Genomic DNA, 14,533 nt, shown 5'->3' on the forward strand with positions numbered 1-14,533 from the left:
AGAATTATAAAATCATCAACGACTAGTTAATAAGCATGCTTTCGAATCTTAAAATTCGCCACCGTCTGGCATTGCTCGTTGTCGGAGCCCTGGTCCTGATGGTTGCCACCGCCGCCTACGGCCTGCTGATCCTGCGCGCATCGATTCTCGAGGACAAGCGAATCGAAACCCGGGAAATCGTTAACCTGGCCTACAGCATCGCCGAACACTATGGAAAGCAAGCCGAGATCGGAAAACTCCCGCTCGAAGAAGCAAAAGAACGCGCACAAACGGAAATCGCAGCCCTGCGCTATGAAGGCGACAATTACTTCAGCCAGTACGATACTTCGTACCGGATGGTTCGCCACCCGTTCAAGCCCGAACTTAATGGCAAGGATCTCAGCGAACTCAAGGACAGTACCGGCAAGCGCATTGTTTACGAGATGGTTGAGGCCGCCAAACGCGGCAAAGGCGAGTTCGTTGAATACCTCTGGCCACGCGGCGCCGACAAGACTCCGTTGCCCAAGCTGGCAACTGCCCGTCTGTATGCCCCCTGGGGTCTGATCGTCGCTTCCGGCATCTACATCGACGATGTCGACACCCAGTTCCGTCAGGCCGCCAGCGTCATCGGGATTGGCATTGGAATCGGCATGCTGCTGCTGGTCGGTCTCTCGTGGACGATTGCAACCGGCATCACCCGCCCCCTGACCCAACTCAGCGAAGGCATGCATCTGGCGGCAGCCAGCGGCGACCTGAGCCAGCCCATTCAAATTCGCAGCCGTGCCGAAATCGGCGCGATAGCGAAAGCTTTCAATACCCTGCAGCAAAAATTCGGTGACATTATCCGCGACATCTCTGCCAGTTCCCAGCAAGTCCTGGCTGCCTCGGAACAGCTGAGCAGCAGCATCCGCCGAATTGAGCAAAGCAGCGCCCGACAAAGCGATGCCGCAGCCGCCACGGCAAGTACGATTGAAGAGGTCAGCCAAAGCATCGCCAGCACCACCAGCAGCCTGCAGCAGTTGACCGGCATTGCCGGATCCTCCCGGCAACTAACAGAAGACGGGCGCTCCGTTGTCAACGAGGCTTCCGGCGAGATGAGCCGGATTGCCCAGTCGATTTCCGGTACAGCACAGGCTGTTGACCAGCTCGGCGAAGAATCACGACGGATCTCCGACATCGTGGCCGTAATCCGCGACATTGCCGACCAGACCAATCTGCTGGCACTGAATGCTGCAATCGAAGCTGCCCGGGCCGGCGAATCCGGGCGGGGCTTTGCCGTAGTGGCGGATGAAGTACGAAAACTGGCTGAACGCACCGCCCAATCGACCAGCGAAATCACCGGCATGATCGGCTCAATCCAGTCCCGTACGGAACGGGCTGTCGATGAAATCGGCCAAGTATCGGGCATGGCGCTGAACGGTGTCACACTGGCCGAAAAGGCAGGAGACTCGGTCACCAGCATCAGCGGCAGCGTGGGTGAGGTCAGCCAGATCGTTGCCGACATCGCACGCGCCGCAGAAGAGCAGCACATCGCCAGCGCATCGATCTCCGGTCACATCGAAGATATCTCGCGGCAAGCCTACGAAAACACCTCCGCCATCCGCGACGTTGCCGAGGCAGCCCGAGGCCTGGAAAAGATGGCCGAAAGCATGCGCAGCACAATTGCCCGGTTTCGTATCTGAACGCGGTTCCCTGCTGCTCCCGCGACCGAACTCGCGGGAGCAGTACAACCCTGTCGCCAGCACGGGCAATTGCTCGTACAATGAAACCGAAATCACTACAACGACAGGAGCTTCAACCATGTTTCCCGAATTCCGCGACCTGATCACCCAACTGAAGACCAGCGACCGTCATTTTTTAAACCTGTTCGACAAGCACAATGAACTTGATCAGAAGATCAAGAACATGGAAGCCCACATCGAACCGGGCACCCCGGTCGAAATCGAAGTGCTGAAGAAGGAAAAGCTGGCACTCAAAGACGAACTCTACGCCGTACTCAAAAAAGCCAGCGCCGAAGCTGCCGCCTGACTTACGAATGACCCGAAGTCGACAAGCCGGCGCTCAGCGCCGGTTTTTTTATTGCTGCTCAACCAACCGGCCAGCGCATCAAGACAGCGCAAAGCGCTTCTGTGATCCGAAAATCCCGGCTAAGATCGCTACCTTGTAAAAATCACAAATCTAGCAGCATCGTGCCCCCTCTCTGGCAAAGCATTTCGCGCCACATCGTCGCCCCCTCGCAACTCAATGCCAGCCAGCTGTTCAGCCTGCTGACACCAGCCGGCCGGTCACTGCACCTGCGGCGCCACGCCGCGAGCGTGATTCTCGCCAGGGTGCAATTAATTGCCGCACTGTTTGCCGTCCTGGTCCCGCTCTGTTCGATCGTCGACCTGCTGGTTTTCCCGAGCGAGCTTGCCTGGCAACTGGTCATCCTCCGCATTGCCTCGGCACTGCTCTTCGTCGCCCTCGCGTGGCCCCGCGAGTTGTCCGCAGCCCATCCTTACCGGCAGGCACTGTTGCACCTGCTTGGGCTACTGATGATCCCGCCGCTCTTTCACCTGTTTGCTGCCGATGCCCTGCTGGGGGCTGGAACCACCCAGGCGCAACGCCTGGTCGCCCAGCTATATACCTACTTGCCCACCATTGTTCTCGGCGGCCTGGCCATTTTTCCGCTGACAGCCTTGGAGACCCTGGGGCTCGCCCTGCCTGTGATTGTCACCGGATTACTCGGTGCGACCAGTGGCCAGACCCTCAGCCTGGAACAACATGGCGGCACCCTCTGGTTCATGAGCATGATGCTTGGCGTAGCCGTTTTTTCCGGCATGAGCCAATGCCACTACATGGCAACGCTGGTTCTCAAGGCGATGCACGACCCGCTGACCGGTGCCTTCACCCGCCAGTCCGGGGAAGAAGCGCTCAATCTGCTGTTTCGTTTGAATGCCATGGCTGACAAGCCGCTGACCCTGGCCTTTTTTGACCTGGACCATTTCAAAAGCATCAATGACACCTGGGGGCATGAAGCGGGCGATCGCTGCCTGCAGACACTGGCTGACCGCATCCGTCAAGGCTTGCGGCGCAGCGACCTGCTGGTCCGCTGGGGAGGGGAGGAATTCATCGCTCTGTTACCCGACACCCCGAGCGACAATGTCGAAATCCTCCTGCGGCGCCTGCGCGCCAGCGGACTCGGAACTCGTCCGGACGGAACAGCCCTAACCGCATCGGTAGGGATTGCCGCCAGTAGCGAAGACGGAATCACCGCCTGGGAACAATTGGTCCAGCGTGCCGATCAGCGCATGTATGCAGCCAAGGCGCTAGGTCGCGACGGCGTGGTTACGCCAGCTGGCGACTATCACTCGCTCACCCCTGAGCCCTGAGCACTCCCTTCAGGCATTCGGCCGGCTCAGCATCCAGCCGAACACCACCACGCCAACGGCCATCGGCACATAGGCCAGTGGCGGCGACAGCCACCACCAGCCGCCGACCGCACTGATTGTCAGCAAGATTCCGGCCATCCATTTCGCCACCAGCGGAATCGCCCGCCGCTGCCGCCAGGCCATGATGGCCGGACCGACTCGGGGATGAGCCAAGAGCCGCGCCTCCCATTCCGGATGTGAATGGGCAAAAAAATACGCGGCCAAGATGAGAAAAGGCGTCGTCGGCAGCAAGGGCAGAAAGGCGCCGATAACGCCGAGCACAACCGAACAGATTCCCAGCAGTCGATAGACCGGACGCTTCATGGTTTAGAGCAGGCTGAGCAAGCCAAGGAGATGGAAGAGCGGCAGCTTAGCGCAGTTTCTCTCGGTCGCCACCGCTGTTAGCGCAGTTCCCAATACGCCGGGTTGCCATAGTTGTCCTTGAGCAGATCAATGAACAGCCGGACCCGCAGCGGCAGATGCCGGCGCTGCGGGAATACCGCGTAAATTCCCATCGGCGGCGCCTGCCAGGCATCGAGCACCGAAGTCAGCCGCCCCTCCTTGAGGTCGCGCCCGACCTCCCACAACGAGCGCCAGGCCAGCCCGCGTCCGGCCAGCGCCCATTCGTGCAGTACAGCCCCGTCGTTGCATTCGAAGCGACCACTGACCTTGAAGGTCTCGACCTCGCCGCTCTCCGGCTGGCGAAAAATCCAGCCGCGCTGCTGCCCGAGCGACAGGCAGTTGTGCCGAGCCAGATCGGCCGGCGAGCGCGGCACCCCGTGCGCGACCAGATAAGCCGGACTAGCGACCACCATCCGCCGCATTTCGCCCAAGCGGACACTGACCAGACTGGAATCGGTCAATTCACCGATGCGCACCGCGCAATCTATGTTTTCGTTGATCAGGTCAACAATTCTGTCGCTCAAATTGAGGTTGACCGTAACTTCCGGATTGGCGCGCATGAAATCGCCGACCAGCGGCGCCACATGCTGCCGGCCAAAGCCGGCCGGCGCCGAAATCTTGAGGTAGCCACTCGCCTGCAGCCCGCCGAGCGATACTGCCGCCTCGGCATTGGCCAAATCGTTGAGCAGTTTCTGGCAATCCTCAAGAAAGGCCTGCCCCTCGAAGGTCAGGGTCAGCTTGCGCGTGGTGCGCAGCAGCAAACGCACGCCCAGACGAGCCTCCAGCGCATCGAGGCGACGCCCGATGATCGCCGGCGTCACCCCTTCGGCACGCGCCGCCGCCGACAAACTGCCGCGAGTTGCGACACCAACAAAGGCCTCAACCTGTTTTAATCGATCCATTTTTTACTTTAAGTAAAAGATGAAATGATTTTACCCAGCTTCCAAGTCTTATAGAAGACCCATAAAATGCGTTGCATCGCAGCATTGGTTTACTCTTCATTCAACTTTGATCCAGGAGATCCGCATGGCCCTCAACCTGCCCGCCGGTATGCAAATTACCGCCCCCGTGAAGCCCGAATGGGAATCCATCCTCACCACTGAGGCCCTGGAATTCGTCGCCAAGCTGCACCGCGCCTTCGAAGGCCGTCGCCAGGAACTGCTGAAGGCCCGCGTCGAGCGCCAGGCCCGCATCGATGCCGGCGAAATGCCGGACTTCCTGCCGGAAACCAAGCACATCCGCGAAGGCGACTGGAAGGTTGCCCCGATCCCGGCCGCCCTGCAATGCCGCCGCGTCGAAATCACCGGCCCGGTCGAAGCCAAGATGATCATCAACGCCTTCAACTCGGGCGCTGATTCCTACATGACCGACTTCGAAGATTCCAACAGCCCGAACTGGGAAAACCAGATCCAGGGCCAGTTGAACCTGTACAAGGCCATCCGCCGCGAACTGTCGTTCAAGAACGAAGCCGGCAAGGAATACAAGCTGAACGACAAGATCGCCACCCTGCAGATTCGTCCGCGCGGCTGGCACCTCGACGAGAAGCACGTTCTGGTTGATGGCCAGCGCGTTTCCGGCGGCCTGTTCGACTTCGGTCTGGTCTTCTTCCACAACGCCAAGGAACAGATCGCCCGCGGCGCCGGCCCGTTCTACTACCTGCCGAAGATGGAAAGCCACCTCGAAGCCCGCCTGTGGAACGACGCCTTCGTGATGGCCCAGGACCACGTCGGCCTGCCGCAAGGCACGATCAAGGCCACCGTGTTGGTCGAAACCATCCTCGCCACCTTCGAGATGGAAGAAATCCTGTACGAACTGCGCAACCACTCCGCCGGCCTGAACGCCGGTCGCTGGGACTACATCTTCTCCTGCATCAAGAAGTTCAAGAAGAACAAGGACTTCTGCCTGGCCCAGCGCGGCGCCATCACCATGGAAGTGCCCTTCATGCGCGGCTACGCCCTGGCCCTCGTCCAGGCCTGCCACAAGCGCGGCGCGCCGGCCATGGGCGGCATGTCGGCCCTGATCCCGATCAAGAACGACCCGGTTGCCAACGAAAAGGCCCTAGCTGGCATCCGTCACGATAAGACCCGCGACGCCAACGACGGCTTCGACGGCGGCTGGGTGGCTCACCCGGGTCTGGTGCCCATCGCCATGGAAGAGTTCGTCAAGGTGCTGGGCGACCGTCCGAACCAGTTCGACAAGCAAGTCGAAGGTTCCTTCGGCCCGCAACAGTGGCTCGACTTCCGCCCGACCACCCCGATCACCGAAGCCGGTCTGCGCAACAACATCAACGTCGGTATCCACTACCTCGGTTCCTGGCTGGCCGGTAACGGTTGCGTGCCCATCCACAACCTGATGGAAGACGCCGCCACCGCCGAAATCTCCCGCTCGCAAGTCTGGCAGTGGGTCGTTTCGCCGAAGGGCATCCTCGACGACGGCCGCAAGGTCACCGTTGAAATGGTCCGTCCGATGATCGCCGAAGAACTGGTCAAGGTGAAGGCCACCGTCACCGCCCAGGGCGAAGACACCGCCACCTACGATCAAGCTGCCGAAATCTTCGACCGCATGTCGCTGACCCCGGATTACCCGGAGTTCCTGACCCTGCCGCTGTACGAAGCCATGGCCTAAAAAACAAAAAGTGGAGTGAGACAGAAGCGCCGGGGCAACCCGGCGCTTTTTTATTGGTTTTTTACGGTCGACCGTGGCAGGAAGGAAAAAACCTCGACCCCGGCACCTATTGGTTTTTGTCGCAATCGACGCAAATCCTTACCTGGAAAGGCGCTCAGCATTTCCTGAGAAAGCGGTCGAAAAGCCTTCCGGGCAAGACATGTTGGCGACCCACAGGATAAACCAGGGGCGAAGGCGAACAGGGCCAGGAAGAACCTGCCCCCCTAGGTGCCTCCTCGTGCAAAAAGGCCGGTTTTCACGGTCGACCGTGAAAACCGGCCTTTTGGGCCGAGGCTAAAGTCAGATCAGGGACAAACCGCTGTTGTCGGCTCGTTGTCGCGGGTGACAACGCTGTTTTTCGCCAATGAGAAATAGGGATCACAGGCAGCGGCAGGCTTACCGGTACGCACCGTTAACTCGGCACTACCGGCCAGCGGCTGGCCGCTGACGTTGAGTGCCTGCAGACTGTAGCGGTAGCTGGTCTGGGCCTGCAAGCCGTTATCAACCCAACTGTTGACCGTGCCGGCAGCCAGGGTCGTCAGCGGCTGGCTGTCGCGGAGCAGGCGGTAACTTTGCGCCCCGGGCACGGGCGCCCAGGCCAGCGCAACCTGGCTGGCGGAAGCATCAACCAGCTGCAAGCGCAGTTCGCGCAGGGGCGCCACCGGTGGCGCGGACTTGGCTGCTGCAGCAATGCGCTTCACCATGTTCCAGACGCTGGCAATCTGCGCGCCATCGCGGGTTGCGTAGTAGCCGGTCATGTTCCAGCCGTAATCGTTGTAGCCCCACCAATCCCAGCAGCCTTGCGGATTGAAGGGCGTTGCCGGCGGCGCGACGGCGGCAACGGTTTGCGGATAGAGCACGACAATCCGGTTGGCGTCGGCCCATTCGTTGAAGCCGGCGTGCTCGACGAAGTCGCGGCCGATCAGCCCGGCCTGCTGCTGACAACCGTGAAAAGCCACGTGCAGGCGACAGGACTCGCCATCGGCGCAGGCTTTCGGAACATACAGGTAACCACTGTCGGCCAGCGAAATCTTGAGCGGCGTCACCGGCTTGCCGCCTTGCTGAGTATAGGGCCGCTGGTCGAACTCGCGGATGCTGCCCGCTAGCGCCGAGGCGGCCGTGCGCTGCAAGGGGCCATAGAACAGCTGCAGGGCGGCGCCGGCAGCGTCGTAAGCCTGCTCCGGACGCGCCTCATCGCGGCAGCTGTTGATGAATTTGCCGCCGGTGGTGGCACAGGGCTGACACGCCGCCTCGGCGCTACCGCAAGCGGCAGAAATCTGGGCATGTGCTGCCGGCGTCTCGTTCTTGTAAAACACCTGGGCGGCCGGCACGAATTCGCGGTACCACTTGTACAGCGCATCGCTGACTGGAGCTTTGACGATCCCGTCGTTGTAGCCATGAAACAGCCAGACCTTTTGCTGGGCCAGGCTTTCGAGTGGGTCGATCAACTGCCAGCCGGCCCAGCTGCGGGTCGAGGAGACCATATTGCGCATCTCGGCATCGCCAATCGGCTTGGCCGGATAACCTGGGTCGCCCTGCATGCAGCGAGCGATCACCCGGCTGACACTGGCCCCGGCCCAGGAATCCTTGCCGGCGCAAAAATACGGCCCGCCTGCTGTCGCTGCTACGCCGCGCACCTGCGCTGAATGCACCACCCCGAATTGCACGGCCATAAAGGCGCCCGAGGAAATTCCCGAAACGCTGGTCTGGCTCAGATCGACATTCAAGGCAGGCAGCGGAGTCGCCGCAGCCACTGCCAAGGATGCCGCCAGCAGCGGCAGCACCAGAGGAAAGCGCAAAGCACAGGATAAACGCGGCAGGGCCATCGACGAACTCCCGAACACGAAGAAGGAGGCCGCAATTATCGCATCGTCAACCACCATTAATGCCATAAGCAACAAAATAAATTCCCTCGGGATTACCCGTCTTGCCCGAAAGAAGCGATGCCTGCAGACTGCACTCCCTGCCGGTTCATCTGCGGCTTACTCCCCTTTCCCGACCATGGATCTACTCGTCGATATCGTTCTCAGGGCCGGCCGCTCGGCGGTCGAGCTATCTCTATTCATTCTGCTGCCGGTGATGGTCGTGATGCTGTCGCTGATGCGCCTGCTTGAAGCACGCGGCGCGCTCGACCGACTGGTGCTGCTGCTGACCCCCCTGCTGCGCCCCTTCGGCCTGACCGGCCTGGGCGTATTTGCCGCGCTGCAGATCAATTTCGTCAGTTTCGCCGCGCCGATGGCGACCCTGACCATGATGGAACAACGCGGCGCTTCCGACCGCCACCTGGCGGCGACCCTGGCGATGGTCTTCGCCATGGCTCAGGCTAACGCTGCCTTTCCGATGCTAACCATGGGCCTCGATTTCACGCTGACGCTGGTTTTCTCGCTGCTCGGCGGACTGGCGGCAGCGGCGGCGACCTACTACCTGTTCGGCCGGCAACTGTCGGCCACCGAAGAACCGTTTGACGAATCGCTCAGGCATCCGGTGGCCGAATCAGCCAAGGGCGTACTCGACGTGATCAACCGCGCCGGTGCCGAAGCGTTCAAGATCGCTATCGGCGCGATCCCGATGCTGGTCTTGTCGCTGGTCGCGGTCACCGCCCTGAAGAAATTCGGCGCACTTGACCTGTTGACCGTAGTCATTGCACCGGCACTGCAGTGGCTGGGCATTGACCCGGTCTTGATCCTGCCCGCGCTGACCAAATACCTGGCTGGCGGCACCGCAATGATGGGGGTGGTCGACGAGATGCGGCGCGCCGGACAGATCGGTCCCCTGTTGCTCAATCAGAGTGCCGGCTTCCTGATCTCGCCGTTCGACCTGCCTGGCGTCGCCGTCCTGATCTCAGCGGGAGCGCGTGTCGCCCGAGTATGGAAGGCGGCCGCTCTCGGTGCCTGCTGCGGCATCCTGCTGCGGACCATGGGGCACGCCCTGTTTGCCTGAGGCAGCGGCGGAGAATTTGATCCAGCGCAAAAAGCCAAAGACTTTGAGACGCCCACCATTGAATTTGTTTGGCATTGCGTCATAATCGCCGGGCTTCCCAAAAAACCAATTACAACGCGAGACATCGTGAAACTCCACGCCAAGGTCACCCTGTTTTTCATTGGCATCGCAGTTGGACTGCTGGCCGTTCTGGTCGCAATCAGCCTGTATGCCTTCCGCAGCTTCTCGATCGCTACCGCGACCGAACACATCCGCACCGCTGGCGAGATCGTCCGTGTGCACCTCACGGAATCGATGATCAATGGCGTCATTGACAAGCGCGAGCGCTTCCTGCATCGCCTGGTCGAGGTCCAGAGCCTGAAATCGGCACGGGTGATCCGTTCGCCGGAGGTCAGCAAGCAGTTTGGCAACGGACTGACCGTGGAAGCCGCAGCCGACGACATCGAAAAAACCGTACTGCAGGATGGCAAACCACGCTTCGAAGTGATTGATGTCGAAAACGACACGGTCTTCCGCGGCACCATCCCCTACATCGCCACCTCGCTCGGTAATCCCAATTGCCTGCAGTGTCACCAGGTTCCCGAAGGCACCGTGCTCGGTGCCGTCAGCATGACCATGTCGCTCAGCGCGCTGAAGGAAAAGGCGTTGTTTACAGTGGCCGGGATTGCCACTGCCGTAACGCTCTTCGCACTGGGCCTGATCCTGTTGCTGCGCCGCCAGCTGAAACCGATCTCGGATACCGCCTGGGCCGTCGAGGAGGCTGTACAGCGCGCCCTGCGTGGCGACTTCAAGGCACACGTCGAAAAGAAAACCAACGATGAAATCGGTCAGATTGCGACCGACATGAACCGCCTGCTGACCTTCCTCGACGAAGGCCTGACCCGGATCGGCAGCAATGTTGCCAGACTGATCAACCGCACCCCGACGCCAGGAGAAAACCTGCTTACGGCCACCATCGACATGGTCGACGGCCTGACCAAGGCTGCGCACTTCAAGCAGGCGATCGAGGAAGACGAATCGAAGGACGAAATCTACGAACGCCTCTCGACCACGCTGAAAACCGAGTTTAGCCTCGGCGAGTATTCGATTTACGAGGTCCACCCGAACAAGCGCCAGATGCAGAGCGTAATGGTCGACGGCGAGACCGGAGGAAGCTGCCGCTGGTGCGATCCGCAGGTGCTGGTCCGCCCCGAGGCCTGCCGTGTTGCCCGCACCGGGCACGTGGTCGACGGTGTCTCGACACCGGACATCTGCTACTCCTTCCGCCCCCCGGCCGAGGCCGGCGAACGCCGCCACGTCTGCTTCCCGGTAATGCAGTCGGGCTCGGTCGGCAGCATCGTGCAATTGCTGACCACGCCGGAGCGTGCCGCCTGCCTCAGCAACAAGATTCCCTTCGTCAATGTCTATCTGCGCGAAACCGCACCGGTGCTCGAAACCAAGCGACTGATGGAGAGCCTGCGCGACTCGACCCTGCGCGACCCGATGACCGGCCTGCACAATCGCCGCTTCCTTGAGGAATATGTCGAGACCTTGGTCGCCAGCGTCCAGCGCAAGCGGGTGCACGCAACGATCATGATGCTCGACCTCGACTACTTCAAGATGGTCAACGACACCTACGGCCACGATGCTGGTGATGCCGTACTCAAGGCCCTATCGAGCATTCTCCGCCAGGCGGTGCGTGCCTCCGACCTGGTTATCCGCTATGGCGGCGAGGAGTTCATGATCATCCTGCTCGACACCCAGGGCGAGGCAGCCGAAAAGGTCGCCGAGGGCATCCGCCTGGCGGTCGAGAACATGAAGGTGCAGGTCACTGGCGTGGTTTTGCAAAAGACCATCTCGATCGGCCTGTCCGACTTCCCGACCGACAGCGACACCTTCTGGCAAGCGGTCAAGTTTGCCGACATCGCCCTCTACCAGGCCAAATCAAGCGGTCGCAACCGGGTGATCCGCTTCAACACCAGCATGTGGTCGGATCAGAAGGAATACTGATCAGGAAACGGCCGCCGGCTGTTTTTCGGGTAGCATCCTGAATCGGGGCGGCCACAGCCGCCCCGCTGTCTTTCGGCCACGCGGCGACTTGCCCCCTGAATTAGGGTAAGTACCAATGGCTGCCTTAGCCGTCGCGGCCAAAAATCAGTCGATGTTTATTCGCCCCCCTACTTCCTTTCCCGGCAAGCCTTGGCTATGGCTTGCGCCGTATGTCGCAATCGGTGTCTTCGCGGTCGCGATGTTTGCCGTTACCGCCATGTTGCAATGGCGCGAACTCGACACAGCCCGCTCGGCGCTAGAAGCCGACATGCACTGGGCTGAACGCACTATTGAAAGCCGCTTGCACCAGCACCAGGATTTTCTCGGTGAACTTGGCCGCGAACAGGAATTCCGCCAACTCGACTACGAAGGTTTCCAGGTCAAGGCCGCGCGCTATGTGCGCGACAATCCGGACCTGCAAGCGATTGTCTGGGTCAATACAGAGGGCAAAGTCGAATGGGTCGCCCCCAACGAAGGCACCGATACCTTTGTTGGTGAGCAACTGGAGGGGCTTCGACTACATGCTCTGCAGGAGGCACTGCGCATCCGGCGCGAACTGTATTCGCCTGATTACCCTGACGTGAGCCAGAAACGCGTCCACGATCTGGTCCTCCCGGTACAGCGCGCCAGTAGCGATCTCGGAGCCTTCATCGCAATGCAGTCGCTGGAAATGCTGCTGCGTACCTCGCTGCCGACCAGTTTCACCACCCGCTACAACCTGACGCTGGTCGACGCCGGCAACCGCGAACTGCTGAGCAACACCTCGGTCAAGCCGACCCAGCGCGAACTTTCCGGCACGATCAGCCTCGACCTGCCCAACAACCGGCTCGGCCTGAACATCGTCGCCTACCGCAGCGGCGGCCCATGGATTCAGTACCTGCCGGCGCTGATGATCGGGCTCCTGACCCTGATTGCGGCGGCCACCCTGGTCCAGTTGCGGCGCCATGCGCAGCACCGGGCCGATGCCGAGGAAGAATTGCGAGCGGCCTATGCGTTCCGCCAGGCAATGTCGAATTCGCTGATTACCGGCATGCGCGCCATCGACCTGGAAGGCCGGATCACCTTCGTCAATGCCGCCTTCTGCCGGATGACCGGCTTCAATGAACGCGAACTGATCGGACTCAAGCCTCCGTACCCCTACTGGCCTCCGGAAGAGTTCGAGCAATTGCAACACAATATCGATACGGCGCTCGCCGGGCAGGCACCGGCCAGCGGCTACGAGATGCGGATCATGCGCAAGAACGGCGAACGTTTTGACGTGCGCCTCTATTTTTCGCCGCTGATCGACACCGCCGGCCGCCAGATCGGCTGGATGGCCTCGATGAATGACATCACCGAGCCCAAACGCGCCCGCGTCGAACTGGAGCGGGCCCACGAGCGTTTCGTCACGGTAATCGACGGCCTTGATTCAGCGGTACATGTCGCCGATGTTGATAGTGGCGAAATCCTCTTTGCCAACCGGGCCTTCCAGAACATCTTCGGTTACAACACCCTCGGGCGCGACTCGGCGTTGGTCACTGCGGCGTGTCGGCCGGCGCCGGACGCGCTGGAAACCGACCCCATGGTCTTGTCCACGGAACAACTGCCGCAAGATTTGTTCGATGGCGAAATCCAGCACGCCCTGTCGGGGCGCTGGTACCACGTGCACGAACGGGTGATCCGCTGGGTCGATGGTCGCGCGGTACGGGTGCAGGTCGGAACCGACATCACCGAGCGCAAGCATATCGAGGAGGTCAATCTGCAGCAGCAGAAGCGCCTGGAACAGACCTCACGACTGATCACCATGGGTGAAATGGCCTCTTCGCTCGCCCACGAACTCAACCAGCCACTCTCGGCAATCGCCAACTACTGCGCTGGCTGCATCAAGCGGATGCAAGGCGGCAACTACCGTTTTGAGGACCTGTTGCTGGCGATGCAGAAGGCCGCCGACCAGGCCGAGCGCGCCGGCAAGATCATCCGCCGGATGCGCGACATGGTAAAGAAAGGCGACCCCAAGCGCTTGCCCATTGCGCTGGCAGAAATTATCGACGAAGCACGTGCTTTTGCCGACATCGAGGCGCAGCGGAACAGCACCCAGATTCAGGTCGAAATGGCCGAGGACCTGCCGCGCATCGTGGTCGACCGGATCATGATCGAGCAGGTGCTGCTCAATCTGGTCAAGAATGCGATCGAGGCTATGAGCGACGTACCGGTCGAACGCCGCCGGCTGACCATCAGCGCCCATGAGGTAGCCGGCCGGATGCTCGAAATTGCCGTCACCGACCAGGGACACGGCATTGACGAAGCCGATGCCGAGCGGATCTTTGCCCCGTTTTACACCACCAAGGCAGAAGGCATGGGCATCGGCCTGGCCATCTGCCGTTCCATGATCGAATTCCACCAAGGCCGGCTGTGGCTTGAAAACCGCCGCGAAGGTGGTACTGTGTTCCGCTTTACCGTGCCCTGCGAGGCAACCGGGGAAGCCGACGGAGAATCCAGCGATGAGTGATCCCTCTCAGACGATTTACGTAGTCGACGACGACGAAGCCATGCGCGATTCGCTGACCTGGCTGCTTGAAGGCGAAGGCTACCGCGTAGTCTGTTTCGACTCGGCCGAGCATTTCCTGCTTGCCCGCCGCGATGAAATGCGCGGCTGCCTGGTCCTCGATGTGCGGATGCCGGAAATGAGCGGCCTCGAACTGCATGAAAAGCTCGACAGCCTCGGTTCGCAATTGCCGATCATTTTCGTCACCGGGCACGGTGACGTGCCGATGGCAGTCAATGCGCTGCAGCGCGGCGCCTGCGACTTCATTGAAAAACCGTTCAGTGACGAAGACCTGCTCTCGCGTATTCGCCGCGCCCTGGAACTCGACTGCGAACTCGCCGCCCAGCGCGAACGCAGCCACGCCCTGAGCCACCGGATCGAGCAACTGACCCAGCGCGAGCGCGAGGTAATGCAACTGGTCGTGGCCGGGAAACTGAACAAACAGATTGCCGACGAACTCGCGATCAGCATGAAAACGGTCGAAGCCCACCGGGCCAGGGTCATGGAGAAAATGGGCGTGCGGACTCTGGCAGAATTGGTCAAGGCGGTGATGAGCCTGTCCTGAGTCCGGGGCGAAAAAGCTTTT

The 14,533-nt window shown here is 60.8% G+C and carries 11 protein-coding genes; 8 read left to right on the forward strand and 3 right to left on the reverse strand.

Going from position 1 to position 14,533, the window contains the following annotated elements; genetic code table 11:
- Positions 1–35 precede the first annotated feature (35 nt).
- From VX159_RS11715 to VX159_RS11725, 3 genes are all read left to right on the forward strand, one after another.
- Positions 36–1,661 carry a methyl-accepting chemotaxis protein gene (locus tag VX159_RS11715; protein WP_371323068.1) on the forward strand — a complete coding sequence of 542 codons (1,626 nt, stop codon included), beginning with the start codon at positions 36–38 and terminating at the stop codon, positions 1,659–1,661.
- Positions 1,662–1,779: 118 nt separating this feature from the next.
- Entirely contained in the window at positions 1,780–2,007 is a 228-nt protein-coding gene (locus tag VX159_RS11720; RefSeq protein WP_371323069.1) for a YdcH family protein, read from the forward strand.
- Positions 2,008–2,168: 161 nt separating this feature from the next.
- Positions 2,169–3,350 carry a diguanylate cyclase gene (locus VX159_RS11725; protein ID WP_371323070.1) on the forward strand — a complete coding sequence of 394 codons (1,182 nt, stop codon included), beginning with the start codon at positions 2,169–2,171 and terminating at the stop codon, positions 3,348–3,350.
- Positions 3,351–3,359: 9 nt separating this feature from the next.
- Here the strand turns inward: VX159_RS11725 and VX159_RS11730 are convergent, their stop codons facing one another.
- Positions 3,360–3,713 (reverse strand): YbaN family protein, encoded by a 354-nt coding sequence (locus VX159_RS11730; protein ID WP_371323071.1) that lies wholly within the window; start codon positions 3,711–3,713, stop codon positions 3,360–3,362.
- A gap of 77 nt (positions 3,714–3,790) precedes the next feature.
- Positions 3,791–4,693 carry a LysR family transcriptional regulator gene (locus VX159_RS11735; protein ID WP_371323072.1) on the reverse strand — a complete coding sequence of 301 codons (903 nt, stop codon included), beginning with the start codon at positions 4,691–4,693 and terminating at the stop codon, positions 3,791–3,793.
- Between the two features lie 124 nt (positions 4,694–4,817).
- Here VX159_RS11735 and aceB point away from each other — a divergent pair, with 124 nt between their 5' ends.
- A complete protein-coding gene (gene aceB, locus VX159_RS11740) occupies positions 4,818–6,416 on the forward strand; it encodes a malate synthase A (protein WP_371323073.1) in 1,599 nt (532 codons plus the stop codon).
- Between the two features lie 344 nt (positions 6,417–6,760).
- Here aceB and VX159_RS11745 read toward each other — a convergent pair whose 3' ends face one another.
- The gene (locus VX159_RS11745) at positions 6,761–8,353 is read right to left on the reverse strand and encodes a hypothetical protein (protein ID WP_371323074.1); all 1,593 of its coding nucleotides are present in this window, start codon (positions 8,351–8,353) and stop codon (positions 6,761–6,763) included.
- 103 nt (positions 8,354–8,456) lie between these two features.
- Here VX159_RS11745 and VX159_RS11750 point away from each other — a divergent pair, with 103 nt between their 5' ends.
- The 4 genes from VX159_RS11750 (at position 8,457) to VX159_RS11765 (ending at position 14,512) form a co-directional block, all read left to right on the forward strand.
- A complete protein-coding gene (locus VX159_RS11750) occupies positions 8,457–9,395 on the forward strand; it encodes a nucleoside recognition family protein (protein WP_371323075.1) in 939 nt (312 codons plus the stop codon).
- A gap of 126 nt (positions 9,396–9,521) precedes the next feature.
- A complete protein-coding gene (locus VX159_RS11755) occupies positions 9,522–11,384 on the forward strand; it encodes a diguanylate cyclase (RefSeq protein WP_371323076.1) in 1,863 nt (620 codons plus the stop codon).
- Positions 11,385–11,499: 115 nt separating this feature from the next.
- Positions 11,500–13,911, forward strand: coding sequence for a PAS domain S-box protein (locus VX159_RS11760; protein WP_371323077.1), 2,412 nt, complete (start codon positions 11,500–11,502; stop codon positions 13,909–13,911).
- Positions 13,904–14,512, forward strand: a complete 609-nt coding sequence (locus tag VX159_RS11765; RefSeq protein WP_371323078.1) for a response regulator transcription factor — start codon at positions 13,904–13,906, stop codon at positions 14,510–14,512. The genes VX159_RS11760 and VX159_RS11765 overlap by 8 nt, the downstream gene beginning before the upstream one ends.
- Positions 14,513–14,533: the final 21 nt, after the last annotated feature.

Origin of the sequence: Dechloromonas sp. ZY10, from assembly GCF_041378895.1 — a bacterium.
GTDB classification, from domain to species: domain Bacteria; phylum Pseudomonadota; class Gammaproteobacteria; order Burkholderiales; family Rhodocyclaceae; genus Azonexus; species Azonexus aquae.

Coding starts and splice junctions, on each gene's coding strand:
- VX159_RS11760 (WP_371323077.1), top strand. CDS start 11,500: ATGGCTGCCTTAGCCGTCGCGGCCAAAAATCAGTCGATGTTTATTCGC.
- VX159_RS11715 (WP_371323068.1), top strand. CDS start 36: ATGCTTTCGAATCTTAAAATTCGCCACCGTCTGGCATTGCTCGTTGTC.
- VX159_RS11730 (WP_371323071.1), bottom strand. CDS start 3,713: ATGAAGCGTCCGGTCTATCGACTGCTGGGAATCTGTTCGGTTGTGCTC.
- VX159_RS11750 (WP_371323075.1), top strand. CDS start 8,457: ATGGATCTACTCGTCGATATCGTTCTCAGGGCCGGCCGCTCGGCGGTC.
- VX159_RS11765 (WP_371323078.1), top strand. CDS start 13,904: ATGAGTGATCCCTCTCAGACGATTTACGTAGTCGACGACGACGAAGCC.
- aceB (WP_371323073.1), top strand. CDS start 4,818: ATGGCCCTCAACCTGCCCGCCGGTATGCAAATTACCGCCCCCGTGAAG.
- VX159_RS11720 (WP_371323069.1), top strand. CDS start 1,780: ATGTTTCCCGAATTCCGCGACCTGATCACCCAACTGAAGACCAGCGAC.
- VX159_RS11735 (WP_371323072.1), bottom strand. CDS start 4,693: ATGGATCGATTAAAACAGGTTGAGGCCTTTGTTGGTGTCGCAACTCGC.